26 protein-coding genes are annotated in these 23,016 nt (G+C 69.2%); 23 read left to right on the forward strand and 3 right to left on the reverse strand.

What is annotated here, in order from left to right:
- Positions 1-8: 8 nt before the first annotated feature.
- The gene (locus BLQ77_RS18420; protein WP_089961852.1) at positions 9-587 is read left to right on the forward strand and encodes a TetR/AcrR family transcriptional regulator; all 579 of its coding nucleotides are present in this window, start codon (positions 9-11) and stop codon (positions 585-587) included.
- A gap of 243 nt (positions 588-830) precedes the next feature.
- On the opposite strand, the gene kynU is transcribed toward BLQ77_RS18420, so the two are convergent.
- Together kynU and BLQ77_RS18430 are read right to left on the reverse strand one after the other, a co-directional pair.
- Positions 831-2,024 carry a kynureninase gene (gene kynU, locus BLQ77_RS18425; RefSeq protein WP_089961855.1) on the reverse strand — a complete coding sequence of 398 codons (1,194 nt, stop codon included), beginning with the start codon at positions 2,022-2,024 and terminating at the stop codon, positions 831-833.
- Entirely contained in the window at positions 2,021-2,767 is a 747-nt protein-coding gene (locus BLQ77_RS18430; RefSeq protein ID WP_089961856.1) for an SDR family NAD(P)-dependent oxidoreductase, read from the reverse strand. The genes kynU and BLQ77_RS18430 overlap by 4 nt, the downstream gene beginning before the upstream one ends.
- Positions 2,768-2,893: 126 nt before the next feature.
- On the opposite strand from BLQ77_RS18430, the gene BLQ77_RS18435 reads away from it, so the two are divergent.
- From BLQ77_RS18435 to BLQ77_RS18460, 6 genes are all read left to right on the forward strand, one after another.
- Positions 2,894-3,841, forward strand: a complete 948-nt coding sequence (locus BLQ77_RS18435) for an MBL fold metallo-hydrolase (protein WP_089961859.1) — start codon at positions 2,894-2,896, stop codon at positions 3,839-3,841.
- Positions 3,842-3,983: 142 nt separating this feature from the next.
- A complete protein-coding gene (locus BLQ77_RS18440; RefSeq protein ID WP_089961862.1) occupies positions 3,984-4,436 on the forward strand; it encodes a methyltransferase family protein in 453 nt (150 codons plus the stop codon).
- A gap of 134 nt (positions 4,437-4,570) precedes the next feature.
- Positions 4,571-6,148, forward strand: coding sequence for a Re/Si-specific NAD(P)(+) transhydrogenase subunit alpha (locus BLQ77_RS18445; protein ID WP_008884431.1), 1,578 nt, complete (start codon positions 4,571-4,573; stop codon positions 6,146-6,148).
- A 15-nt stretch (positions 6,149-6,163) separates the two neighbouring features.
- Positions 6,164-7,585, forward strand: a complete 1,422-nt coding sequence (locus BLQ77_RS18450; protein ID WP_089961865.1) for an NAD(P)(+) transhydrogenase (Re/Si-specific) subunit beta — start codon at positions 6,164-6,166, stop codon at positions 7,583-7,585.
- Positions 7,586-7,908: 323 nt separating this feature from the next.
- A complete protein-coding gene (locus BLQ77_RS18455; protein ID WP_089961867.1) occupies positions 7,909-8,250 on the forward strand; it encodes a hypothetical protein in 342 nt (113 codons plus the stop codon).
- Positions 8,186-9,532: a DNA-packaging protein gene (locus tag BLQ77_RS18460; protein ID WP_089961869.1), complete on the forward strand. Its 1,347-nt coding sequence runs from the start codon at positions 8,186-8,188 to the stop codon at positions 9,530-9,532. The genes BLQ77_RS18455 and BLQ77_RS18460 overlap by 65 nt, the downstream gene beginning before the upstream one ends.
- A 49-nt stretch (positions 9,533-9,581) precedes the next feature.
- Here the strand turns inward: BLQ77_RS18460 and BLQ77_RS18465 are convergent, their stop codons facing one another.
- On the reverse strand, positions 9,582-10,064 hold the full coding sequence (locus BLQ77_RS18465; protein ID WP_089961871.1) for a GNAT family N-acetyltransferase: 483 nt from the start codon (positions 10,062-10,064) through the stop codon (positions 9,582-9,584).
- A gap of 238 nt (positions 10,065-10,302) precedes the next feature.
- Between BLQ77_RS18465 and BLQ77_RS18470 the strand changes: the two genes are divergently transcribed.
- The 16 genes from BLQ77_RS18470 (at position 10,303) to BLQ77_RS18545 (ending at position 22,861) form a co-directional block, all read left to right on the forward strand.
- A complete protein-coding gene (locus BLQ77_RS18470; protein ID WP_089961983.1) occupies positions 10,303-11,493 on the forward strand; it encodes a phage portal protein in 1,191 nt (396 codons plus the stop codon).
- Complete coding sequence (locus BLQ77_RS18475) at positions 11,486-11,713, forward strand: GTA head formation protein, RCAP_rcc01685 family (protein ID WP_008885161.1); 228 nt, start codon at positions 11,486-11,488, stop codon at positions 11,711-11,713. The genes BLQ77_RS18470 and BLQ77_RS18475 overlap by 8 nt, the downstream gene beginning before the upstream one ends.
- A 23-nt stretch (positions 11,714-11,736) precedes the next feature.
- Positions 11,737-12,279 (forward strand): HK97 family phage prohead protease, encoded by a 543-nt coding sequence (locus tag BLQ77_RS18480; protein WP_089961872.1) that lies wholly within the window; start codon positions 11,737-11,739, stop codon positions 12,277-12,279.
- Positions 12,280-12,309: 30 nt separating this feature from the next.
- The gene (locus BLQ77_RS18485; protein ID WP_089961874.1) at positions 12,310-13,494 is read left to right on the forward strand and encodes a phage major capsid protein; all 1,185 of its coding nucleotides are present in this window, start codon (positions 12,310-12,312) and stop codon (positions 13,492-13,494) included.
- Between the two features lie 162 nt (positions 13,495-13,656).
- Complete coding sequence (locus BLQ77_RS18490; protein ID WP_008884144.1) at positions 13,657-14,250, forward strand: head-tail connector protein; 594 nt, start codon at positions 13,657-13,659, stop codon at positions 14,248-14,250.
- Positions 14,247-14,585: a head-tail adaptor protein gene (locus BLQ77_RS18495; protein ID WP_008885987.1), complete on the forward strand. Its 339-nt coding sequence runs from the start codon at positions 14,247-14,249 to the stop codon at positions 14,583-14,585. The genes BLQ77_RS18490 and BLQ77_RS18495 overlap by 4 nt, the downstream gene beginning before the upstream one ends.
- Positions 14,582-14,989: a DUF3168 domain-containing protein gene (locus tag BLQ77_RS18500; RefSeq protein WP_089961877.1), complete on the forward strand. Its 408-nt coding sequence runs from the start codon at positions 14,582-14,584 to the stop codon at positions 14,987-14,989. The genes BLQ77_RS18495 and BLQ77_RS18500 overlap by 4 nt, the downstream gene beginning before the upstream one ends.
- A 25-nt stretch (positions 14,990-15,014) precedes the next feature.
- On the forward strand, positions 15,015-15,437 hold the full coding sequence (locus tag BLQ77_RS18505) for a phage major tail protein, TP901-1 family (RefSeq protein WP_089961880.1): 423 nt from the start codon (positions 15,015-15,017) through the stop codon (positions 15,435-15,437).
- Entirely contained in the window at positions 15,437-15,757 is a 321-nt protein-coding gene (locus BLQ77_RS18510; RefSeq protein ID WP_089961884.1) for a gene transfer agent family protein, read from the forward strand. Before BLQ77_RS18505 ends, BLQ77_RS18510 begins: the two co-directional genes overlap by 1 nt.
- Complete coding sequence (locus tag BLQ77_RS18515) at positions 15,757-15,954, forward strand: rcc01693 family protein (RefSeq protein ID WP_089961887.1); 198 nt, start codon at positions 15,757-15,759, stop codon at positions 15,952-15,954. Before BLQ77_RS18510 ends, BLQ77_RS18515 begins: the two co-directional genes overlap by 1 nt.
- The gene (locus BLQ77_RS18520; RefSeq protein ID WP_089961889.1) at positions 15,954-16,616 is read left to right on the forward strand and encodes an RcGTA-type gene transfer agent tail tape measure protein; all 663 of its coding nucleotides are present in this window, start codon (positions 15,954-15,956) and stop codon (positions 16,614-16,616) included. Before BLQ77_RS18515 ends, BLQ77_RS18520 begins: the two co-directional genes overlap by 1 nt.
- Before the next feature lie 10 nt (positions 16,617-16,626).
- The gene (locus BLQ77_RS18525) at positions 16,627-17,259 is read left to right on the forward strand and encodes a DUF2460 domain-containing protein (protein WP_089961891.1); all 633 of its coding nucleotides are present in this window, start codon (positions 16,627-16,629) and stop codon (positions 17,257-17,259) included.
- Entirely contained in the window at positions 17,259-18,146 is an 888-nt protein-coding gene (locus BLQ77_RS18530; protein ID WP_207545858.1) for a phage/gene transfer agent baseplate hub protein, read from the forward strand. The genes BLQ77_RS18525 and BLQ77_RS18530 overlap by 1 nt, the downstream gene beginning before the upstream one ends.
- Positions 18,139-18,579, forward strand: a complete 441-nt coding sequence (locus BLQ77_RS18535; protein ID WP_089961893.1) for a C40 family peptidase — start codon at positions 18,139-18,141, stop codon at positions 18,577-18,579. Before BLQ77_RS18530 ends, BLQ77_RS18535 begins: the two co-directional genes overlap by 8 nt.
- Positions 18,579-22,484, forward strand: coding sequence for a baseplate multidomain protein megatron (locus BLQ77_RS18540; protein WP_089961895.1), 3,906 nt, complete (start codon positions 18,579-18,581; stop codon positions 22,482-22,484). The genes BLQ77_RS18535 and BLQ77_RS18540 overlap by 1 nt, the downstream gene beginning before the upstream one ends.
- Positions 22,481-22,861 (forward strand): DUF7742 family protein, encoded by a 381-nt coding sequence (locus BLQ77_RS18545; RefSeq protein WP_089961898.1) that lies wholly within the window; start codon positions 22,481-22,483, stop codon positions 22,859-22,861. Before BLQ77_RS18540 ends, BLQ77_RS18545 begins: the two co-directional genes overlap by 4 nt.
- Positions 22,862-23,016: the final 155 nt, after the last annotated feature.

Below are 23,016 nucleotides of genomic sequence, written 5' to 3' on the forward strand. Positions count from 1 at the left end.
CATTCTCCATGCAAGAGGCCCAGCAGCACATCGATCCGAAAGCCGAGGCGATTCTCGAGGCCGCCTTCGGACAGTTCGCCGCCTACGGGTTCCGGCGCACCTCGATGGAGGATATCGCGAAGGCGGCAGGCATGTCGCGCCCGGCGCTCTACCTGCATTTTGCCGGCAAGGAGGCGATCCTGCGGGCGCTGGTCGGGCTCTACTACGCGCGGCTCGGCAACGCGGTTGAGGCGGCGCTGGCAGGGGCCGGCGCGCCCGAGGAGGTGCTGGAGCGCGCCTTCGCCTGTCACGCGGCGGCGATCCCCGACGCGGTGCTGCGCGCGGCGCATGGCGAGGAACTGCTCGACCGGACCGCGGCTCTTTGCGGTGACATCTTCGTGGAGGGCGAGGGGCGGCTGGCGGCGCTCTACGCGGACTGGCTGTCGCGCGAGGCGAATGCGGGCCGGCTGCGGCTGGAGGGGCCACCGCGCGAGCTGGCGGGCACCATGCTCGCCGCCGCCAAGGGCACCAAGGTCGCGCCCTATGACGCCTATCCCGAGCGGCTGCGGCTGCTGGCCCGTCTGCTTGGCCGCGGTCTGCGGGCCTGATCTTCACGCGGCGTGACCTCGCGGTGCGCCTTCGGCGCGCAGGTCATGTCGCCTTTCCGGGCCTGCGGCCCGCCGGCTCCGCGCCCGTGGCCGGCCTGACGACACGTTCCCTGACCCGCGCGGTCTGGAAGGTGCCGGAGCCCCGCGCGAAACCGTCGCTGAGGCCGGTATCGACGTGCCGCGCGCTGTCTTCCTCTGGCCCCAAATATCCCCGCAGGAGGCCGCCCGACCTTGCCGCAGGGCTCAGGTCACAGGCTTGCGGCGGTGATATTTCGGATGATCCCACAGCGCGCCGCGCAGCACGCGGGCGAGCACCTCGACCGCTTCGCGGATCTCGTCCTCGCCGATGTAGAGCGGGGTGATGCCGAAGCGCAGGATGTCGGGGGCGCGGAAATCGCCCACCACGCCGAGGTCGATCAGAGCCTGCATGATGGCGTAGCCGTGTTCGGAGCGGAACGACACCTGGCTGCCGCGGGCGCCGTTCTCGCGCGGGGTGGCGAGCTTGAGGCCGGGGCAGTGGGTCTCGACCTCCTCGATCATCAGCCCGGTCAGCGCCAGCGAGCGCTGGCGCAGCTTGCCCATGTCGACCTTGTCCCAGATGTCGAGCGCCGCATCCAGCGCTGCCATCTGCAGCACCGGGGGGGTGCCGACGCGCATGCGCTCGATGCCCTCGCCGGGCTCGTAGTGCTGCTCGAAGGAAAACGGCCGGGCGTGGCCGAGCCAGCCGGCGAGCGCGGGGTCGCAGTGATCCGCGTGCTCGGGCGAGACGTAGATGAAGGCGGGCGCGCCGGGGCCCGCGTTGATGTACTTGTAGGTGCAGCCCACGGCGAAATCGGCGCCGCCCGCGGCCACGTCCACCGGCAGGGCGCCAACGGAATGCGCGAGGTCCCAGACCACCACTGCGCCCATGTCATGGGCCTTGCGGGTCAGCGCCTTGAGGTCGTGGCGCCGTCCCGTGCGGTAGTCGACCTCGGTGACCAGCAGCACGCCCACCTCGTCGGTGATCGCGTCCTCGAGCTCGTGCGGGGCGACGAGGCGCAACTCGTGGCGGTTGCCGAGCATCCTTATCAGCCCCTCGGCCATGTAGAGATCCGAGGGAAAGTTGCCCCGGTCCGACAGGATCACCTTGCGTTCGGGCACGATGTCGAGCGCCGCGGCCAGCGCCTGGAAAACCTTGATCGAGAGCGTGTCGCCCACCACCACGTGGCCTTCCTCGGCGCCGATCAGCCGTCCGAGCCGGTCGCCCAGCCGCCGGGGCATGCCCATCCAGCCGCAGGCGTTCCAGCCCGAGATCAGGTGCTCGCCCCATTCCTCGGAGAGCATGCGCTCGAGCCGCGCCGGCGTGCTCTTGGGCAGCGGCCCGAGCGAATTGCCGTCGAGGTAGATGAGCCCGAGCGGGATGTGGAACTGGTCACGGGTCCAGGCGAAATCTGTCAAAACTCTCCTCCGGCGATCTGGATGGCCTGGCCGCTGATGTTCTCGGACCCCGGGCCGCAGAGCCAGAGCGCCGCCTGGGCGATGGAATGCGGCGGGATCAGGCGGCCGTGCGGGTTTGCCGAGTGCACGAAGCGCGTGGCCTCGCCGCGCGTCAGGCCCTCGCGCGCCATGACGCGCTCGATGTTGCGCTCTGCCACCTCGGTCTCGACATAGCCCGGGCAGAGCGCGTTGAAGGTCAGCGGCTGACCTGCGTAATCGGCCGAGAGGGCGCGGATGAGCCCCACCATCCCGTGCTTCGCCGCCACGTAGGGGGCACAGCGCTTCATGCCCTTCACCCCGGCGATCGAGGAGATGGCGATGACCCGGCCCCAGCCGCTGGCCAGCATCGGCGGCAGCGCCTCGCGAATGGTCAGGAAGGCGCCGTCGAGGTTCACGTCCATGGTCCGGCGCCAGGTCTCGAGGCTGATGTCCGGCATGTTGGCCTGCTCGGCGAGGCCCGCGTTGGCGATCAGCACCTGCACCGGGCCACGGGCGGCCACGGCCTTGGCGAAGCCTTCGCGGACCGAGTCCTCGTCCGAGACATCCATCGCTTGCGGGTGCAGCAGGTCGCCGGCGGCGTTCAGGACCTCGGCCCGGCGACCGGTGATGGTGACGGCAGCGCCGGCACCGGCGAGCGCGCGCGCGATGGCGAGACCGATGCCGGTGCCTCCGCCGGTGACGAGCGCGTGTTTTCCTTCGAGCATGCCGACCCTTTCCTTCCGGCAGAACCTGCCGCGCTTTCGCGTCGCAGGCAAGCGGACGCTTCGTGCTGGACAGATGAATTCATGGGTGTGAATGTGTGGGCGGATGCTGTCGAGGGAGGGACAGGGATGTGGAAACAGGCGACGATTGCGGCGGTGCTGGCGGCGGGGCCGGCGGTCGGGCACGAGGATATTGCGGATCAGTACCCGCAGTCCGAGCTTTACGACAAGCCGGTCGAGGTCATCCCGCATGTCTGGAGTGCCATCGGCGCCACCGCGCCTCCGACCTACGAGAACAGCGGCCATAACAACAACCTGAGCTTCATCGAGACCGGCGACGGGGTGATCGTGATCAACGGCGGCGCCTCGGCCCGGCTGGCGGCGGCGCTGCATGACGAGATCCGCGCGGTCACCGACCAGCCGGTGAAGCTGGTGATCAACGAAAACGGGCAGGGGCACGCCATGCTCGGGAATTCCTACTGGGCGGATCAGGGCGTCGACATCCTTGCCCACGAGGACGCCATCGCGGTCTTCGAGAAGGACGGCGATTTCATCCTGCAGGGCATGCAGGGCTACAACCGGGACAAGGCCGAGGGCACGCGGGTGGCGGTGCCGAACCGGTCGTTCTCGGACCGCGAGGTCATCGAGATGGGCGACGTGACGGTCGAGGTGCTGCACCTCGGCCCCGCCCACGATCCGGGCGACACGCAGGTGTGGATCCCGCAATGGGGGATCGTGATCGCGGGCGACATCGCCTTTCACGAGCGCATGCCGCCGATCTTCGCCGAGACCTGCACGAGCTGCTGGATCGAGACCTTCGACGGACCGTTCACCGGTCTCGGCGCGACCTACGTGATCCCCGGCCACGGGCACCCGACGAACATGGCGCAGGTGACCCGCTACACCTCGGACTACCTCAAGGACATCCGGGCCAAGATCGGCGAGCACATCGACGCGGGCGGGGACCTGGCCGGGGCCTTCTACGTGGACCAGTCGCGATGGTCGCGGCTCGACACCTTCGAGGAGCTGGCAACCAAGAACGCGGGCCGGGTCTTCGAGGAGATGGAGTGGGAGTGAGCCACCGGCCCGCGCGTCGCGCGGGGGCCATCGGGGACGCGGCGTCGTGTCCCGGGCGGGCGCGGCTCTCTTGACCGCGCCGGCGCTTTGCCCCTTGCTGTCGTGACACCTGTTGCAACCTGCGGGAGCACGACCCTTCGCCATGCGCAAACTGATCGACCTTCCCAAGGCCTGGCTGGCCGGCATGCTTCTGGTCGCGTGGTGGCAAGGCCGTTACCACCCGATGGGGCTGAGCTTCGGTACGGTCTGGGCCGATCTGCTGGGCGGTTTGCTGGTGGGCGGCGGGCTTCTGTTCATCGCGCTGGCGGTGGCGGAGATGCGCCGGGCGCGGACCACGGTGATGCCGAATGAAGAGGCCTCTCAGCTGGTGACGGGAAGCGTGTTCAAGCTGTCACGGAACCCCATCTACGTTGGCGATGCGATGATCCTGCTGGGGCTGATCCTATATTGGGATGCCGTTCCCTCGCTCGTGCTGCTTCCGATCTTTGTCTGGGTTGTGGAGAAGCGCTTTGTCGAGAAGGAAGAGAAGATGTTGCGCCGAAAGTTTCTTGCGCAGTATGCGAAGTATGCGCAACAAACGAGAAGATGGCTTTAATTTCGCCACGGGTTGTGATTAACCGGCGCGATGCGATTGTGAGCACCGGGTCCGGACGCTAGACCCGGTGTCAGCCGGCGTGTGCCGTAACGTAACTGATCAATGGCTCAAAAGGACCAAGGGGGGCTACAAACGTGAAGATAGGAACGCCAAAGGAGATTGCCGAGGGCGAGAACCGGGTCGCGATGACTCCGGATTCGGCCAAGGCTCTCCAGAAACTGGGGTACGACTGCCTCGTGGAGGCCGGCGCCGGCGTGAAGGCCGGGTTTGCCGACAGCGTCTACGAAGAGGCGGGCGTGACCGTGGTGGACGGGGCCGAGGCGCTCTGGGCGCAGGCGGACGTCATCGCCAAGGTGCGCATCCCCACGACGGAAGAGCTCGAGCGGCTGACGCCCGAGAAGACCCTCATCACCTTCTTCAACCCGGGCGGCAACACCGAGGGGCTGGAGCTGGCGAAGGCGAAGGGCGCCAACGTCATCGCCATGGAAATGGTGCCGCGGATCAGCCGCGCGCAGAAGATGGACGCACTGTCGTCGATGGCAAACATCGCGGGCTACCGCGCGGTGATCGAGGCGGGCAACAACTTCGGCCGCTTCTTCACCGGCCAGGTGACCGCCGCGGGCAAGGTGCCGCCGGCCAAGGTGCTGGTGGTGGGCGCGGGCGTCGCGGGTCTTGCCGCGATCGGCACCTCGACCTCGCTCGGCGCCATCACCTATGCCTTCGACGTGCGGCCCGAAGTGGCTGAGCAGGTCGAGTCGATGGGGGCGGAGTTCGTCTACCTCGACTTCGAGGAAGAGCAGGTGGATGGTGCGGCCACCGGCGGTTACGCCGCGGTGTCCTCGCCCGAATTCCGTGAGGCCCAGCTTGCCAAGTTCCGCGAGCTCGCGCCCGAGGTGGACATCGTCATCACCACGGCGCTGATCCCCAACCGCGAAGCGCCGAAGCTGTGGCTCGCGGACATGGTCGCGGCGATGAAGCCGGGCTCGGTGATCGTCGACCTCGCCGCCGAGCGTGGCGGCAACGTCGAGGGCACGGTCAAGGACGAGAAGGTCGTGACCGAGAACGGCGTGACCATCGTCGGCTACACCGACTTCCCGTCGCGCATGGCGACCCAGTCGTCGACGCTCTACGCCACCAACATCCGTCACATGATGACCGACCTGACGCCCGGCAAGACCGACGGGCAGGTCGTGCACAACATGGAAGACGACGTGATCCGCGGCGCCACCGTGGCCTACCAGGGCGAGATCACCTTCCCGCCGCCGCCGCCCAAGACCAAGGCGATCGCGGCGCAGAAGCCCAAGGAGAAGGCGCCCGAGCTGACGCCGGAAGAGAAGCGCGCGGCCGAGGTCGCGGCCTTCAAGGCGCAGACCAAACAGCAGGTCACCCTGCTGGGCGTGGGCGGCGTGCTGCTGCTGGCGGTGGGCCTCGTGGCACCCGCGAGCTTCATGCAGCACTTCATCGTCTTCGTGCTGTCGGTCTTCGTGGGCTTCCAGGTGATCTGGAACGTCAGCCATTCGCTGCACACCCCGCTGATGGCCGTCACCAACGCGATCTCGTCGATCATCATCCTCGGCGCGCTGATGCAGATCGGCTCGGGCTCGTGGCTGGTGATCATCCTCGCCGCGCTGTCGGTGTTCATGGCGGGAATCAACATCTTCGGCGGCTTCATGGTGACGCGGCGCATGCTCGCCATGTTCCAGAAGTCGTAAGGAGGGGAAAGAACCATGGAATTCGGATTCACCACCGCGGCCTATGTGGTCGCAGCGGTCCTCTTCATCCTCTCGCTCGGCGGCCTCTCGGGGCAGGAAAGCGCCAAGCGGGCGGTGTGGTACGGCATCTTCGGCATGGCGCTGGCGGTGTTCGCGACGCTCATCGGCCCTGGAACGGGCCTGTGGCTGCTGTCGATCATCCTGATCGCGGCGGGCGGCATCATCGGCATGTACGTGGCCAAGAAGGTCGAGATGACCGAGATGCCGCAGCTGGTCGCGGCGATGCACTCGCTCGTCGGTCTGGCGGCGGTCTTCGTGGGCTACAACGCGCATTTCACCATGAAGGCGGTGACGAGCGGTCATGACCCGCACGGCACCTTCGCCGAGCTCGTCGCCCACAAGACCTCGGTCGAGCTGTCGATCCTGTCGGTCGAGCTGTTCCTCGGTGTCTTCATCGGGGCGGTGACCTTCACCGGCTCGGTGATCGCCTACGGCAAGCTCGCGGGCAAGGTGACCTCGAAGGCCGAGAAGCTGCCGGGCGGGCACATCCTGAACGCGAGCGCCGCGGCGATCTCGGTGCTGGCGCTGTTCTGGTACATGGGCACCGGCGGCTTCTTCCCGCTGTTCCTGATGACGGTCTGCGCGCTGTTCATCGGCTACCACCTGATCATGGGCATCGGCGGCGCCGACATGCCGGTGGTGGTGTCGATGCTGAACAGCTACTCGGGCTGGGCGGCGGCGGCCATCGGCTTCAGCCTCGGCAACGACCTGCTGATCGTGGTCGGCGCGCTGGTGGGCTCCTCCGGTGCGATCCTGTCCTACATCATGTGCAAGGCGATGAACCGGTCCTTCGTCTCGGTGATCCTCGGCGGCTTCGGCAGCACGGGAGGCCCCGCGATGGAGGTCGAGGGCGAGCAGATCGCCATCGACGCCGACGGCGTGGCCGGTGCGCTCGAGGATGCGGACAGCATCATCATCGTGCCGGGCTACGGCATGGCGGTGGCGCAGGCGCAGCAGAACGTGGCCGAACTGACCCGGCGCCTGCGGGCCAAGGGCAAGGAAGTGCGTTTCGCGATCCACCCCGTGGCGGGCCGTCTGCCGGGGCACATGAACGTGCTGCTGGCCGAGGCCAAGGTGCCCTACGACATCGTGCTCGAGATGGACGAGATCAACGAGGACTTCCCGGAAACGGACGTGGTCATCGTGATCGGCTCGAACGACATCGTGAACCCCGCCGCACAGGAGGACCCGAACTCGCCGATCGCGGGGATGCCGGTTCTCGAGGTGTGGAAGGCCAAGCAGGTCTTCGTCTCCAAGCGCGGCCAGGGCACGGGCTACTCGGGCATCGAGAACCCGCTGTTCTACAAGGACAACACCCGCATGTTCTACGGCGACGCCAAAGCCTCCGTGGGTGAGCTGCTCAACCGCATCAGCTGAGCGGACGCAGGGAAATGGACGGGCCCCAGGGCCCGTCCGCAGGGCGCGACACCGATGGGTGCCGCGCCCTTTTTTGTGCCGGGAACATGTCGGGAACGCACGGTGGAAACGAGATTTTCGTATTTATTAACAGTCGTTTATGAAGCATGCGTTCGGTGCTCGGATTTGACTTGAAGGGCTGCAGGGCGTAGCCTTTCCTCATGCTGGACAGATCGGGCGGACGGCCCCCGGGAACAGGCACCCGGAGGTACGACAACAAAAAAGGCCCCTGATCGGCCCCGCTGCCTCGGGCGGAGAACCTACAGGCAAGAAAGGTATCGAGCATGATCCTCATCCACCTCGAAGAGGAAATGTCGCGTCTCGAAGACGAGCGTGACGAGATCGTCGGCGTTCTCAAGGAACTCGGCGAGGAAATCAGACGCCTCAAGGCGCAGATCGAGGACGGGGAGGGAGTTTCGAAGACGGAGACGGGCAAGCTGATGAGCGACGTGCGCTACTGGATGCGCGCGTCGCATGAAACGGAGGCTCAGATCGCCAATGTCAGACGAAAACAGAAAGGACTCGCCGGGGACTGGGCTCTCGATCTCGAACGCGCACGCGATGAGATCGGGTGCCGCATGGCTCGCCTCCGCCGGTGCTGCGGTGCGGGACGACTTCCTGAATGAGCTGACCGAGGGGGAGTGCCTGGCACTCCCCTTTCTCTTCGAGTTCTGGGCGATGGAGCACCAGCTGCCACCCGGGGGAGACTGGCGCTCGTGGGTCATCATGGGCGGTCGTGGCGCGGGCAAGACCCGGGCCGGGGCCGAATGGGTGCGCGCCTGCGTCGAGGGCGCGATGCCGCTGTCGCCGGGGCGCTGCAAGCGCGTGGCGCTGATCGGCGAGACCATGGACCAGGTGCGCGAGGTGATGGTGTTCGGCGAGAGCGGCATCATGAACTGTTCGCCGCCCGACCGCCGGCCCGAGTGGCAGGCAACGCGGCGCTGTCTCGTGTGGCCCAACGGAGCCGAGGCCATGGTGTTCTCGGCCCACGATCCCGAGGGGCTGCGCGGCCCGCAGTTCGATGCGGCCTGGGTCGACGAACTGGCGAAATGGAAGAAGGCGCGCGAGACCTGGGACATGCTGCAGTTCGCGCTGCGGCTCGGGGAGCACCCGCAGGTCTGCGTCACCACGACCCCGCGCAACGTGGGCATCCTGAAGGAGCTGCTGGACCTGCCGTCAACCGTGGTAACCCGGGCGAAGACCGAGGCCAACCGCGCCAACCTCGCCGAGAGCTTCCTCGAGGAGGTGCGGGCGCGCTACGGCAATTCGCGGCTGGCGCGGCAGGAGCTGGACGGCCTCCTCGTGACGGACGTGGACGGCGCGCTCTGGACCGGCGAGACGCTCGATCGGGCGCAGGCGCTGGCCCCGCCGGCGACGTTCGACCGGATCGTGGTCGCGGTGGATCCGCCCGCGGGCGACGGCAAGGCCTCGGACGCCTGCGGTATCGTGGTGGCGGGCGTGGTCTGCGAGGGACCGCCGCAGGCGTGGCGGGCCTGGGTGCTCGAGGATGCCTCGGTGCAGGGCGTGTCACCCACCGGCTGGGCGCAGGCGGCGGCGGCGGCCTACGAGCGCTGGCAGGCGGACCGGGTCGTGGCCGAGGTCAACCAGGGCGGCGCGATGGTCGAGACCGTGCTGCGGCAGGTCTCGCCGCAGGTGCCCCTGCGCAGGGTCCACGCCACGCGCGGCAAGGCGGCGCGGGCAGAGCCCGTCGCGGCGCTTTACGAGCAGGGCCGGATCGGCCACGCGGCGGGGCTTGCCGGGCTCGAGGAGCAGATGGGGCTGATGACTTCGGCGGGCTACCAGGGGCAGGGCTCGCCCGACCGGGTGGACGCGCTGGTCTGGGCACTGACCGAGCTGGTCGTGGCGCCGATGGACAGCTGGAAGCGGCCGCAGCTGCGGGTGATCTGAATCAAGAACGGGGTCTTCGCCGGTTGCGGGGGCCTCGTGCCGTGCCGCGTCAGAGCGGCTTGCGCATGACGTAGTTCCTCAGCGCCACGCCGCGGCGGACGACGCTCTGTTCGCGCACCAGCTCGAAGCCGTTGCGCTCGAAGAACGGGCGGGCGGCCTTGCTGACATCGGCGGTGAGCTTGGTGGCGCCGCTGGCCCTTGCGATCATCGTCAGCGACTCGAGCAGCGCGGTGCCGACACCGCTGCCGGCGGCGGAGGGGCGCACGAAGGCCAGGTCGATGTGATCGGGTGCCACCAGCGTCATCAGCCCCACGGGCACGCCATTGCGCTCGGCCATCAGGCCGACCGACCCGCCGATCCGGTCGCGCCAGCGTTCCGGGTCGGGGCGGGGTCCGGCCCAGGCGCGGCGCTCTTCCTCGGAACAGTGGTTCGTTGTCCCGTTCATCACCGCGTCGACGAAGATCTCGGCCGCGACCTCGGCGTCTTTGGCAAGCAGGGGGCGCAGGTCGATGGTCGTCTTCGTCGTGGTCATTCGGGCAGTTCCGGGCAGTGAAGGGGAGGGGCTCGATTTGGTGGCGGAGCCTAACCCGGAGAAGGCTGGGCGAGCTAGAGCGTTCAGCGCATAGCTGCCTTTCGAGGCCACGTCGCAAGCGTTGCGCGATCCCCGAACGGTGCGGGCAGAGTGGCTTAATCTTCTGTTCCTAGGGTTCATCCTCAACGCGATGCGGGTCGGTGCGGCCCGGCGGGAACGGATGAAGGAGCATCAGGCGATGGTACTCGATTTTCTGCGAAAGGGCCGTGACGCGGCACCGGAGCTGGAGGAGAAGGCCTCGGCCACCGGGCCGCTGGTGGCCTATGCCAATGCGGGCCGGGTGACCTGGACCGCGCGGGACACCGGCTCACTGACGCGCTTGGGTTTTGCCGGCAACCCGGTGGGGTTCCGCGCGGTGAAGCTGATCGCCGAGGCCGCCGCCGCGCTGCCGCTGGTGCTGCAGGACGAGGGCCAGCGCTACGGGCAGCACCCGATGCTTTCGCTGATCCACGAGCCCAACACGGCGCAGGGCAAGGCGGAACTCTTCGAGGCGCTCTACGGCCACTTGCTGCTCGCGGGCGATGCCTATGTCGAGGCGGTGGGGGCAGGGGCAGGACTGCCGACCGAGCTGCACGTGCTGCGCTCGGACCGGATGCGGGTGATCCCCGGGGCGGACGGCTGGCCGGTGGCCTACGACTACCTCGTGGACGGCCGCCGTCACCGCTTTGACGCGACGGGGCCGGTGTCGCCGGTCTGCCATGTGCGGGCCTTCCATCCGCAGGACGATCACTATGGCCTTTCCCCGATCCAGGCAGCGGCACAGGCGGTCGACGTGCACAACAGCGCGTCGCGCTGGTCGAAGGGGCTGCTGGACAACGCCGCGCGGCCCTCGGGCGCCATCGTCTGGACCGGCGGCGACGGGCAGGGCTCGATGAGCAACGACCAGTTCGAGCGGCTGCGCGACGAGATGGAGAGCCTGCACCAGGGGGCGCGCAATGCCGGGCGGCCGATGCTGCTGGAGGGTGGGCTCGACTGGAAACCGATGGGCTTCTCGCCTTCCGACATGGAGTTCCAGCAAACCAAGGAGGCCGCGGCGCGCGAGATCGCGGTGGCTTTCGGGGTGCCGCCGATGCTGCTGGGCATCCCCGGCGAGGCGACCTTCGCCAACTACCAGGAGGCGCACCGGGCGTTCTATCGCCTGACCGTGCTGCCGCTGGCGACGCGGGTGACGGCTGCGGTGGGGCGCTGGCTTTCGGCGCATCTGGGCGAGGAGGTCGAGCTGAAGCCCGACCTTGACCAGGTGCCGGCGCTCTCGGCTGAGCGTGACGCACAGTGGGCGCGGGTGGCGCAGGCCGATTTCCTGACCGCTGCCGAGAAGCGCCGCATGCTCGGCCTGCCGGACCTGCCGCAGGGTGAAGACGGTGAGTGACCGGCGGCTGGAGTACGAGCCTTTCGCCTGTGCGCCGGCGCTGAAGCTGGAGGCGCATGAGCGGGTGAGCCGGTTGCAGGTGGAGGCGCTGAACGCGCGGCTCGACCGGCTGGAAGTGGTGCTGGAGCGGCTCGAGAAGCGGCTCTGGCTGGCGGCCTACGGCGTCGCCGGGGTCATTCTCGCACAGGCGTTTCAGGGCGTGATGGCGGTGACCCCGTGACGGGTTTCGGGAAAGGGACTGTTATGGATCTGGAGCACAAGTTCTGCCGTTTCGACGCGGAGGTGACGGTGACCGAGGGCACGCGGATCGAGGGGTATGCCTCGCTCTTCGGGGCCTGCGATCAGGGCGGCGACATCGTGACGACCGGCGCCTACGACGCCTCGCTGCAGCGGCTGGCGGCCGAGGGGCGGGCGGTGAAGATGCTCTGGCAGCACGACCCCGCCCAGCCCATCGGCGTCTGGGACGAGGTCCGCGCCGACGGCCGCGGGCTCTGGGTCCGCGGGCGTCTTCTCGAGACCATCGAGAAGGGCCGGGAGGCTGCGGCGCTGATCGCGGCGGGTGCCATCGACGGGCTGTCGATCGGGTATCGCACGCTGAAGGCGGCGAAGGACGAGAAGGGGCGCAGGCTCCTCAAGGAACTGGAGCTTTGGGAGGTGTCGCTGGTGACCTTCCCGATGCTGCCCAGTGCGCGGGTGGCGGCCAAGGGGGAGACCCCGGAAGAGGCCATCATGCGCGAGTTGGCGCAGGCGCTGGAGGGCGCGCGCCTGGACCTGGCGGGCGGCTGACGCGCGCCATTCACGAACGGGATCGAGATCATGACCAACTCCGAGACTGTTTCTCGGACCGGGGAAGACGTGTCCCCGGTCGCCCGGGTGAGCGCCGCGGTTGCGGGACTCGTCGGGGATATCAGGGCCTTGCAGGCCGATTTCCAGCTGAAGCTTCAAAAACAGGAAGAGCGACTGACCATGCTTGACGCCAAGATGACCACCCACCGCGCGCGCCCCGCGCTGGCCACCACGGCCGAGACCATTGCGCCGCACCAGAAGGCCTTCGACGCCTATCTGCGCACCGGCGACGACGACGGGCTGCGCGGCCTCGTGCTCGAGGGCAAGGCGCTGTCGACCGCGGTTGCCGGCGATGGCGGCTATCTCGTCGATCCGGTGACCTCGGAGACGGTGAAGTCGGTGCTCGACAGCACCGCCTCGATCCGGGCCATCGCCAGCGTCGTGACGGTCGAGGCGACCTCCTACGACGTGCTGATCGACCAGGGCGAGACCGGCGCCGGCTGGGCGGACGAGTCGTCGACCTCGTCCGAGACCGGCACCCCCACCATCGACCGGATCTCGATCAAGCTGCACGAGCTCTCGGCCATGCCGAAGGCGAGCCAGCGCCTGCTGGACGACAGTGCCTTCGACATCGAGACCTGGCTCGCGGGGCGCATCGCCGACAAGTTTTCGCGCGCCGAGGCCGCGGCCTTCGTCAACGGTGACGGCGTCGACAAGCCCATGGGGTTCCTGACCCACGACACCGTCGACAACGAGATCTGGACCTGGGGCAACATCGGCTACGTGCCGAGCGGCACCTCCGGCGGGCTCGGCGACGGCGACGCGATCATCGACCTTGTCTATGCGCTGGGCGCCGAGTACCGCGCCAAGGCGTGCTTCGTGATGAACTCGAAGACCGCGGGTGCGCTGCGCAAGCTCAAGGACGCGGACGGTCGGCATCTCTGGTCCGACGGCATCGCCGCGGCGCAGCCCGCCCGCCTGCTGGGCTATCCGGTGCTGATCGCCGAGGACATGCCGGACATCGGCGCCGACGCGGATGCCATCGCCTTCGGTGATTTCGCCGCCGGCTACACCATCGCCGAGCGCCCGGACCTGCGCGTCCTGCGCGACCCGTTCAGCGCCAAGCCGCACGTGCTGTTCTATGCCACCAAGCGGGTCGGCGGCGACGTGAGCGACTTCGCGGCGATCAAGCTGCTGCGCTGCGCCACGGCCTGAGCCTGACACGGACATGGGGGCGGAGATGATCCGCCCTCGTGGGGCGCGTGCCGGAACTGATTGCGTTGTCCAGCTGCTCCCCTCCGTCCGAGCAACGTGTGCGGCGCGCGCCCGCCCTGGCCCCAGGCCGATCCGACCGGCAGAGGATTGCGGAGAGAGATCATGATGTTGATGGAAGAAAATCAGGTGCCCGAAGCGGCGCTTCCGGTTGCCGCGCTGCGTCGCCATCTTCGGCTCGGCAGCGGGTTTGCCGAAGGAGACGTGCAGGACGAGGTGCTGTCATCCTTCCTGCGGGCGGCGCTGGCGGCGATCGAGGGACGCACCGGCAAGGCGCTGATCCGGCGCAATTTCATCTGGACGCTGCACCGCTGGCGCGACCCGGACGGCGCGTTGTTTCCGCTGGCGCCGGTCACCGATGTGGCGCAGATCTTCCTGTCCGACCGCAACGGGATCGCCGAGGAGCTCGAGGCCTCGCGCTACCGGCTCGAGGCCGATGCCCATGCGCCGGTGTTGCGCCCGATGAGCGCGGCGCTGCCGCAGATCCGGGATGGCGGCAAGGTCGAGATCCGCTTCACTGCGGGCTTCGCCGAGAGCTTCGACGAGGTACCCGCCGATCTTGCGCAGGCGGTGCTGTTGCTGGCGGCACATTACTACGAATACCGCGACGAGACCTCGCTCGGACAGGGCTGCATGCCGTTCGGCGTGACCGCGCTTATCGCGCGCTACCGCCCGCTGCGCGTGGGCTTCGGCGCATGAGCGCGCCGGTCCTGAACCGCCGCCTGCTGCTGGAGGCGCCGCAGACGGTGTCCGACGGTGCGGGAGGGCTGGCCGAGACCTGGACGCTGCTCGGCACGCTCTGGGGCGAGATCCGGCCACGCAGCGGGCGCGAGGCGCTGGGCGAGGCCGGGCCGGTTGCGGTCGGCATGTTCCGCATCACGCTGCGGGGGGCGCCGCAGGGCGCGCCCGAGCGGCCTGTGCCCGGCCAGCGGCTGCGCCATGGCGCCCGCATCTTCCGCGTTCTCGCGGTGACCGAGCGCGAGCCGGGTGGCATGTATCTGACCTGCGAGACCCGCGAGGAGGTGGCGGCATGAGCTACGCGATGTCGGCGGCGCTTCAGGCCGCGGTGTTCCAGCAGCTCTCGGGCGATGGCGGCGTGGCTGCGCTTGTGGGCAGCGACATCTACGATGCGCTGCCGCCCGGCGCGCTGCCGGGGCTCTACATCACGCTGGGTGCCGAGACCGCGCGCGACGCTTCGGACGTCAGCGGAGCCGGCGCCTGGCACGACCTGACGGTTGCCGTGGTGAGCGATGCGGCGGGGTTCCAGAGCGCCAAGACCGTCGCCGCCGCAGCCTGCGACGCGCTGAACGACGCGCCGCTGGCGCTGCAGCGCGGGCGGCTGGTGAGCCTGCGCTTCCTCAAGGCGCGGGCGAAGCGCGAGAGCGGCGGGCTGCGGCGGATCGACATGACCTTCCGCGCCCGCGTCGAAGACGACTGATCCCTTCATTCAAGGAGAGAACGAGATGGGTGCCCAGAACGGCAAGGATCTTCTGATCAAGGTGGACCTGACCGGCGACGGTCAGTTCGAGACCATGGCGGGGCTGCGCGCCACGCGGGTGAGCTTCAATGCCGAGAGCGTCGACGTGACGACGCTTGAGAGCCAGGGCGGGTGGCGCGAGCTGCTGGCCGGTGCGGGCGTCAAGTCGGCCAGCATAAGCGGCTCGGGGGTGTTCAAGGATGCGGGGACGGACGAGCGTGCCCGGCAGATCTTCTTCGACGGCGAAACCCCCGATTTCCAGGTCATCATCCCCGATTTCGGCACCGTCGCGGGACCGTTCCAGGTGACCTCGATCGAGTACGCGGGGTCGCACGACGGCGAGGCCACCTACGAGGTGTCCTTGGCCTCGGCCGGGGCGCTGCAGTTCGTGCCGGTTCCGGTGACCTGATGGCCAATCCGTGGCGGGGAGAGGTGGCGCTGCAGATCGACGGCGAGCGCCACCTGATGCGGCTGACGCTGGGGGCGCTGGCCGAGCTCGAGGCGGGGCTCGAGGAGGGCTCGCTGGTCGAACTGGTCCGCCGCTTCGAGGAGGGCCGTTGCAGCACCCGCGATGTGCTGGCGCTGATCGTGGCGGGGCTGCGCGGCGGTGGCTGGCGCGGCACCGCGAAGGACCTGCTCTCGGCCGAGATCGCCGGCGGCCCGATGGCGGCGGCGCGGGCGGCGGCCGAGCTTCTGGCGCGCGCCTTCATGCTGCCGGAGGAGAGCTGATGCAGGGCTTCGACTGGCCGAAGCTGCTGCGCGCGGGGCTCCGCGGGTTGGGGCTCCGGCCGGACGAATTCTGGGCGCTCACGCCCGCCGAGCTGCGGCTGATGCTGGGCGAGGACAGCGGCGAGGTGCCGATGGGACGGTCCCGGCTCGAGGAGCTGATCGCGGCCTTCCCGGATGAGGTGAAAGGAGAGGTTTAATGAGCGAATTCGAGAGGCTCGACGATCTCGATACGGAGATCGCGGCGCTGGAGACAAGCCTTGGCTCGGCGGCGGGCATGGCGGCGCAGTTCGACGCCGAGATGAAGCGCATCCACCAGACCTTCTCGGCCACCGGGCGCAACGTGACGCGGCTGGAAAGCTCGCTGAGCAAGGGGCTGGGCCGGGCCATAGACGGGGTCGTGCTGGACGGCATGAAGCTGTCCGAGGCGCTGGACGTGGTGGCGCGCTCGATGATCGACGCGGCCTACAAGGCGGCGGTGCAGCCGGTGACGCAGCACGTGGGCGGTATGCTGGCAGGCTCGCTTGCGGGCATGTTCGGGGGGCTGTCGCTCTTCGCCAGGGGCGGCGCGTTCACGCAGGGCAAGGTGATGCCCTTCGCCAACGGCGGCGTGGTGTCGGGGCCGGTGAGCTTTCCGATGCGCGGCGGCACCGGCCTGATGGGCGAGGCGGGCCCCGAGGCGATCATGCCTCTCACGCGTGGGGCCGACGGCAGGCTCGGGGTGCGGGCGCAGGGCAGCGGCCAGCCGGTGCAGGTCGTCATGAACATCAGCACGCCCGACGTGCAGGGCTTCCAGCGCAGCCAGTCCCAGATCGCGGCCAAGATGAGCCGGGCGCTGGGGCAGAGTGCGCGCAACAGGTGAGGTATGACAGATGAGCTTTCACGAGGTGAGATTTCCGGCGGACCTCAGCTTCGGCGCGCTCGGCGGTCCCGAGCGTCGCACCGACGTGGTGGAGCTGACCAGCGGCTACGAGGAGCGCAACAGCCCCTGGGCCCATTCGCGCCGGCGCTACGACGCGGGGCTGGGGCTGCGCAGCCTCGATGACATCGAGAAGCTGCTGGCATTCTACGAAGCCCGCCGCGGTCAGCTCTACGGCTTCCGCTGGAAGGACTGGGCCGACTACCGTTCATGCAAGCCGAGCGGGACGATCTTGCCCACCGACCAGGTGATCGCGCGGGGCGACGGTGCCACGCGGGCCTTCCAGCTGGTCAAGGTCTACCGCTCCGGCACGGCCTCCTACGCGCGGCCGATTTCGAAGCCGGTGGCGGGCACGGTGGTGGCCGCGGTGCAGGACGTCGAGATGCGCGAGGGCGTGCATTTCGAGCTCGACCTGACCACCGGGATCATCACCTTCGCCGACGCGCCGATGACCGGGGTCGAGATCTCGGCGGGCTACGAGTTCGACGTGCCGGTGCGTTTCGACACGCCGGGCATCAACGTCAGCGTCGCGAGCTTCCAGGCGGGGCAGGCGCCCGACGTGCCGGTGGTGGAGGTGCGGGTCTGATGGGCATCGCGGAGCTTCACGACCACCTCGCGACCGGGCTCACCACGGTGTCGCGCTGCTGGGGGGTGACCCGGACCGACGGGCTGCGGCTGGGCTTCACCGACCATGACCGGGACCTGTCTTTCGACGGGCTGGTGTTCCGCGCAGACACCGGGCTCAGCGCCAAGGCGTTGCAGCAGGCGACCGGGCTCGCGGTCGACAACACCGAGGCCATGGGCGCGCTGCGCGACGACGCGCTCTCGGACGCGGATATCGAGGCCGGGCGCTTTGACGGCGCAGAGGTGGTGTCGTGGCTGGTCAACTGGCAGGAGGTGTCGCAGCGCAAGATGCTGTTCCGCGGCACCATCGGCCAGATCCGGCGGGCGGGTGGCGCCTTTCACGCCGAGCTGCGCGGGCTCACCGAGATGCTCAACCGGCCCATCGGGCGCGCCTACCAGCGGCCCTGCTCGGCGGTGCTGGGCGATGCCATGTGCCGCGCCGACCTCACCGAGCCGGGCTATTTCCACGAGGGCGCGGTGCTGAGCGCCAGCGAAAACCGCTCGTTCGGCTTCGGCCCGCTGGTGGGGTTCGAGGAGGGCTGGTTCCAGCGCGGTCGGCTGGTGGTGGTGAGCGGCGCGGCCGCGGGTCTCACGGGCCACATCAAGCGCGACCGGCTCTGGAACGGCGAGCGGCTCATCGAGCTGTGGGAGCCGCTGGGCGCCGCGGTGGTGCCGGGCGACGTGCTGCGGATCCAGGCCGGTTGCGACAAGCGCTTCGAGACCTGCCGGCTCAAGTTCAACAACGCGCTGAATTTCCAGGGCTTTCCGGACATCCCCGAGGAGGACTGGATGATCGTGCATCCCACTGCCGCCAAGAAGACCAGTGGCGGGAGCCGCCGCAATGGCTAGGCCCGAGGTGGTGACGGCAGCGCGGGGCTGGATCGGCACACCCTACGTGCACCAGGCCTCGGTGCGGGGCGCGGGCTGCGATTGCCTCGGCCTCTTGCGCGGGGTCTGGCGCGAACTCATCGGCCCCGAGCCCGAGGTGGTGCCGCCCTACACCATGGACTGGTCCGAGCCGCAGGGCGACGAGGCCCTGCTGCGGGTGGGGCTGCGCCACCTGCACCGCAAGCCCCCGGGCGACGAGGCCCCTGGCGACGTTCTGCTCTTCCGCATGCGCGAGGGCGCCGTCGCCAAGCATCTCGGGCTGCAGGCCCGCACCGGGGCCGCGGCGAGCTTCATCCACGCCTACACCGGACACGGCGTGATCGAGAGCCCGCTCAGCCTGCCATGGCGCCGCCGCATCGCGGCGCGCTTTGCCATTCCAACGGAGAAGACCTGATGGCGACGATCCTTTTCTCGGCCGTGGGGGCTGCGGTCGGCAGCGCTTTCGGCGGCTCGATCCTTGGCCTGTCGATGACCGCTGTGGGCCGCTTCATCGGTGCCAGCTTCGGGCGCGCGCTCGACCAGCGGCTGATGGGGCAGGGCTCGGAAACCATCGAGACCGGCAAGGTCGAACGGTTCCGGCTCAGCGCCTCGGGCGAGGGGGCGGCGATTGCGCAGGTCTACGGGCGGATGCGCATCGGCGGGCACGTGATCTGGTCGACCGAGTTCACCGAGCGGGTGCGTACAAAGAAGGCGGGTGGCGGCGGCAAGGGCACGCCCTCGGGGCCCACTGTGAAGAGCTACAGCTATTCTCTGAGCCTTGCGGTGGCGCTTTGCGAGGGCGAGATCAGCGGCGTGAACCGGGTCTGGGCGGATGGCGCCGAGGTGCCGGTCAGCGATCTGAACATGCGCGTCTATACCGGCTCCATGGACCAGCTGCCCGACCCGCAGATGGAGGCGATCGAGGGCGTGGGCATGGTGCCCGCCTATCGCGGCACCGCCTACGTGGTGTTCGAGGATCTCGCGCTCGAACCTTTCGGCAACCGCGTGCCGCAGTTCAGCTTCGAGGTCACCCGGCCGGTGCAGGAAGACCCCGAGGACGTGCCCCACGCCATCAGCGGCGTCGCGATGATCCCGGGCACCGGGGAATACTCGCTGGCGACCGAACCGGTGTACCTGAAGTACGGGCAGGGGTCCTCGGGGGTGGTCAACGTCAACACGCCCTCGGAGCAGCCGGATTTCAACACCTCGCTCAAGCAGCTCACCGACGAGATGCCGGGCTGCCGCGCGGTGTCGCTGGTGGTGAGCTGGTTCGGTGACGATCTGCGCTGCGGGTCCTGCACCATCCGCCCCAAGATCGAGCAGAACGAGTTCGAGGCGAAGAACGGCATGGCGTGGCGGGTCTCGGACCTGACGCGAGACGAGGCTCTGCTGGTGCCCCGGCAGGACAACCGCCCGGTCTACGGCGGCACGCCCTCGGATGCCTCGGTGGTGATGGCGATCCGGCGCATGGCCGAGCAGGGGATGGAGGTGCTCTACTACCCGTTCATCCTGATGGACCAGATGGCGGGCAACGGCAGGCCCAACCCCTGGACCGGCGAGGCGGATCAGCCGGCGCTGCCGTGGCGCGGCCGGATCACGCTTGACGTGGCGCCGGGGCGCGACGGCTCGAGCGATGGCAGTGCGGCGGCGGCGGCCGAGGTCGCAGCCTTCATCGGCACCGCCTCGGCGGCGGATTTCACCGTGGGCGACGGCACCGTCTCCTATTCCGGCCCCGACGAGTGGTCCTATCGCCGCTTCATCCTTCACCAGGCGGCGCTCTGTGCGGCGGCGGGCGGGGTCGAGGCCTTCTGCATCGGCTCCGAGATGCGGGCGCTGACGCAGATCCGCTCGGACGCGGGCTTCCCGGCGGTGGACGCGCTGCGGGCGCTGGCGGCGGAGTGCCGCGCGCTGCTCGGGCCGGACGTGAAGCTCAGCTACGCCGCCGACTGGTCGGAGTATTTCGGCTACCACCCGCAGGACGGTTCGGGCGACCTGTATTTCCACCTCGACCCGCTCTGGGCCGACCCCGAGATCGACTTTATCGGCATCGACAACTACATGCCGCTCTCGGACTGGCGCGATGGCGAAGACCACGCGGATGCGGGCTGGGGGACAATCTACAACCCCGAGTACCTCGCCTCGAACGTCGCCGGGGGCGAGGGCTACGACTGGTACTACCCGACGCCGGAATCCCGCGCCGCGCAACGCCGCGAGCCGATCACCGACGGCGTCCACGGCGAGCCATGGGTCTGGCGCTACAAGGACATCCGCAACTGGTGGCAGAACGCCCACCACGAGCGGGTGGGCGGCGTGCGCTCGGAGATCCCCACCGCCTGGCAGCCCGCCTCGAAACCGATCCGCTTCACCGAGCTGGGCTGCGCGGCGCTCGACAAGGGCACCAACCAACCGAACAAGTTCCTCGACCCCAAGAGCTCGGAAAGCCGGTTGCCGCGCTATTCGAACGGGCTGCGCGACGAGGTCATCCAGCGCCAGTACCTGCGGGTGATGCACAGCTTCTGGCGCGACCCGGCCAACAACCCGGTGTCCGAGGAATACGGCGCCCCGATGCTCGACATGGACCACGCCTATGTCTGGGCGTGGGACGCTCGGCCGTACCCATGGTTCCCGGGGCTGACCGAGCTCTGGGCGGACGGCGACAACTACCGGCGCGGGCACTGGCTCAACGGGCGGGTGTCGTCGCGCACGCTCGCCTCGGTGGTGGACGAGATCTGCCGGAAGGCCGGGCTGCGCCATCACGACGTCAGTGCACTGCACGGCTGGGTGCGGGGCTACGTGGTCGACCAGACCGGCGATGCGCGCCGGGCGCTGCAGCCCTTGATGCTCGCCCATGGTTTCGACGCCATCGAGCGCGACGGGCGGCTGGTGTTCCTGCCACGGGTCGGGCGCGGGGCGGTCGAGATCGACCCCGAGCGGCTTGCCGTGTCCGACGAGCTGGACGGCGATCTCGTGCGCATCCGCGCCAGCGAAGCCGAGATGGCGGGTCGGGTGCGGTTGCGCTTCGTCGAGGCCGATGGCGACCACGGCATCGCCGCCGAAGAGACCGTGCTTCCCGATGAGAGCACCCATGCGGTTGCCGAGACCGAGCTTCTGATGTCGCTGACCCGGCGCGAGGGGCGGCTCACGGTCGAGCGCTGGCTGGCCGAGGGGCGGGTCGCGCGCGAGTCGCTGCGCTTTGCCCTGCCGCCCTCGCGCATGGACATCGCCGCGGGCGACGTGGTGTCGCTGCCCTCGAAGGCCGGGCGGGTGCTGGCGCGCATCGACAGCGTCGAGATCGGCACGCAGCAGATCGTCGACGCGGTGCGCATCGAGCCCGACATCTACCTGCCCTCGGACTTCCCCGACGACAGCCCGACCCTGCGCGGCTTCGTGCCCGCGGTCGAGGTGCTGCCGCTGTTCCTCGACCTGCCGCTGATGACCGGCGATGAGACCGAGCACGCGCCACATCTGGCGCTGACCGCCGATCCCTGGCCGGGCACGGTGGCGGTCTACGACGCGGGCTCGGACGAGGGCTACGTGCTCAACGAGATCATCGCCGCGCGGGCCGCCATCGGGGTCACCGAGACGGCGCTTTACGCCGCCCCGGCGGGGCTCGTGGATCAGGGGGCCGCGCTTCAGGTGCGGATGCTCTCGGGGGCGCTGCAGTCGATCGACGATGCGACGCTGCTCTCGGGCGGCAACCTCGTGGCCATCGGTGACGGCAGCCCCGGCAACTGGGAGATCCTGCAGTTCCGCGACGCTCAGATGCTGAGCGACCGCACGTGGCTGCTCGGTCACCGGCTGCGCGGTCAGTTCGGCAGCGACGGGCTGATGCCCACGGTCTGGCCGCCCGGCTCGTGGCTGGTGGCGCTCGACGGCACTCCGCAGCAGATCGCGCTGGCAGCGGCGCTGCGGCGCCAGCAGCGGCACTACCGCATCGGCCCGGCCCGGCGCGGCTACGACGACCCGAGCTACGTGCACGAGGTTCACGCCTTCGACGGCAACGGGTTGCGGCCCTACCGCCCGGCGCATCTGCGCGCCGCGCCGCTGGGATCGGGGCTCGCAGTCAGCTGGGTGCGGCGCACCCGCATCGACGGCGACGACTGGGACCTGGCGGAGGTGCCGCTGGGCGAGGAGCTCGAAAGCTATGCGGTGCGCGTGGTGCAGGATGGCAGCGTGCTGCGCGAGGCGCAGGTCTCGCAGCCGTCGTGGAACTACACCCCGGCACAGGACGGGCTGAGCGGCGTCTTTGCCATCGAGGTCGCGCAGATCTCGGCGCGTTACGGACCAGGGCCCTTTGCCCGGCTGGAACTGGTCGCATGAGGCCGGTGCTGCACACCGACCTGATCACCGCCGCCAGCGCGCTGCTGACGGTGCCGCGGGGCCAGCGCTGGCGCGCCGCGCGGGATCTGGTAATGCAGGCGGACGCCGCCGACCGCTACCGCCAGCGCACCGGCAAGGCGCACGCGGACTGGGGCAACGGCACGCTCATGGCGGCGGCGCTGGCGCGCGGCGTGGCGCCCGAGCGGCGCCCCGACGATCCGGACTATGCCGAGGCGCTGATCCTCGTGCTCGAGGCGCTGCGGATCTGGCGCCTGCGCAAACGGCTCCGCCGCGAGGGGCGGCTCGGCCCGCTGCGGTTCTCGGCGCCCGAGATGATGCCGGGCGGGGATGCGGCGGGCGAAAGCCGCCCGGCCTGACGCCGCTAACGACAAGCGGCGGCCCCGGCCACGATCCCGGCCGCCGCCTGCAGTGGCGCGGATCCCCTCGGTTCCGTCATTCACCGCATCACGGTTTTGCGTTTCAAGCCCCACGGCCTATCTGCTATAAGAAGCGGATCGAACGGAGGGAACCA

This window comes from Salipiger thiooxidans, from assembly GCF_900102075.1.
GTDB classification, from domain to species: domain Bacteria; phylum Pseudomonadota; class Alphaproteobacteria; order Rhodobacterales; family Rhodobacteraceae; genus Salipiger; species Salipiger thiooxidans.

What these genes read in the sequence shown, in the direction of transcription:
- BLQ77_RS18430 (WP_089961856.1), bottom strand. Translation starts at nt 2,767, where the DNA reads ATGCTCGAAGGAAAACACGCGCTCGTCACCGGCGGAGGCACCGGCATC.
- BLQ77_RS18525 (WP_089961891.1), top strand. Translation starts at nt 16,627, where the DNA reads ATGAGCTTTCACGAGGTGAGATTTCCGGCGGACCTCAGCTTCGGCGCG.
- BLQ77_RS18460 (WP_089961869.1), top strand. Translation starts at nt 8,186, where the DNA reads ATGAGATCGGGTGCCGCATGGCTCGCCTCCGCCGGTGCTGCGGTGCGG.
- BLQ77_RS18420 (WP_089961852.1), top strand. Translation starts at nt 9, where the DNA reads ATGCAAGAGGCCCAGCAGCACATCGATCCGAAAGCCGAGGCGATTCTC.
- BLQ77_RS18440 (WP_089961862.1), top strand. Translation starts at nt 3,984, where the DNA reads ATGCGCAAACTGATCGACCTTCCCAAGGCCTGGCTGGCCGGCATGCTT.
- BLQ77_RS18485 (WP_089961874.1), top strand. Translation starts at nt 12,310, where the DNA reads ATGACCAACTCCGAGACTGTTTCTCGGACCGGGGAAGACGTGTCCCCG.
- BLQ77_RS18540 (WP_089961895.1), top strand. Translation starts at nt 18,579, where the DNA reads ATGGCGACGATCCTTTTCTCGGCCGTGGGGGCTGCGGTCGGCAGCGCT.
- BLQ77_RS18490 (WP_008884144.1), top strand. Translation starts at nt 13,657, where the DNA reads ATGATGTTGATGGAAGAAAATCAGGTGCCCGAAGCGGCGCTTCCGGTT.
- BLQ77_RS18480 (WP_089961872.1), top strand. Translation starts at nt 11,737, where the DNA reads ATGGATCTGGAGCACAAGTTCTGCCGTTTCGACGCGGAGGTGACGGTG.
- BLQ77_RS18530 (WP_207545858.1), top strand. Translation starts at nt 17,259, where the DNA reads ATGGGCATCGCGGAGCTTCACGACCACCTCGCGACCGGGCTCACCACG.
- BLQ77_RS18545 (WP_089961898.1), top strand. Translation starts at nt 22,481, where the DNA reads ATGAGGCCGGTGCTGCACACCGACCTGATCACCGCCGCCAGCGCGCTG.
- BLQ77_RS18520 (WP_089961889.1), top strand. Translation starts at nt 15,954, where the DNA reads ATGAGCGAATTCGAGAGGCTCGACGATCTCGATACGGAGATCGCGGCG.
- BLQ77_RS18515 (WP_089961887.1), top strand. Translation starts at nt 15,757, where the DNA reads ATGCAGGGCTTCGACTGGCCGAAGCTGCTGCGCGCGGGGCTCCGCGGG.
- BLQ77_RS18495 (WP_008885987.1), top strand. Translation starts at nt 14,247, where the DNA reads ATGAGCGCGCCGGTCCTGAACCGCCGCCTGCTGCTGGAGGCGCCGCAG.
- BLQ77_RS18435 (WP_089961859.1), top strand. Translation starts at nt 2,894, where the DNA reads ATGTGGAAACAGGCGACGATTGCGGCGGTGCTGGCGGCGGGGCCGGCG.
- BLQ77_RS18455 (WP_089961867.1), top strand. Translation starts at nt 7,909, where the DNA reads ATGATCCTCATCCACCTCGAAGAGGAAATGTCGCGTCTCGAAGACGAG.
- BLQ77_RS18510 (WP_089961884.1), top strand. Translation starts at nt 15,437, where the DNA reads ATGGCCAATCCGTGGCGGGGAGAGGTGGCGCTGCAGATCGACGGCGAG.
- BLQ77_RS18500 (WP_089961877.1), top strand. Translation starts at nt 14,582, where the DNA reads ATGAGCTACGCGATGTCGGCGGCGCTTCAGGCCGCGGTGTTCCAGCAG.
- BLQ77_RS18505 (WP_089961880.1), top strand. Translation starts at nt 15,015, where the DNA reads ATGGGTGCCCAGAACGGCAAGGATCTTCTGATCAAGGTGGACCTGACC.
- BLQ77_RS18470 (WP_089961983.1), top strand. Translation starts at nt 10,303, where the DNA reads ATGGTACTCGATTTTCTGCGAAAGGGCCGTGACGCGGCACCGGAGCTG.
- BLQ77_RS18535 (WP_089961893.1), top strand. Translation starts at nt 18,139, where the DNA reads ATGGCTAGGCCCGAGGTGGTGACGGCAGCGCGGGGCTGGATCGGCACA.
- BLQ77_RS18450 (WP_089961865.1), top strand. Translation starts at nt 6,164, where the DNA reads ATGGAATTCGGATTCACCACCGCGGCCTATGTGGTCGCAGCGGTCCTC.
- BLQ77_RS18465 (WP_089961871.1), bottom strand. Translation starts at nt 10,064, where the DNA reads ATGACCACGACGAAGACGACCATCGACCTGCGCCCCCTGCTTGCCAAA.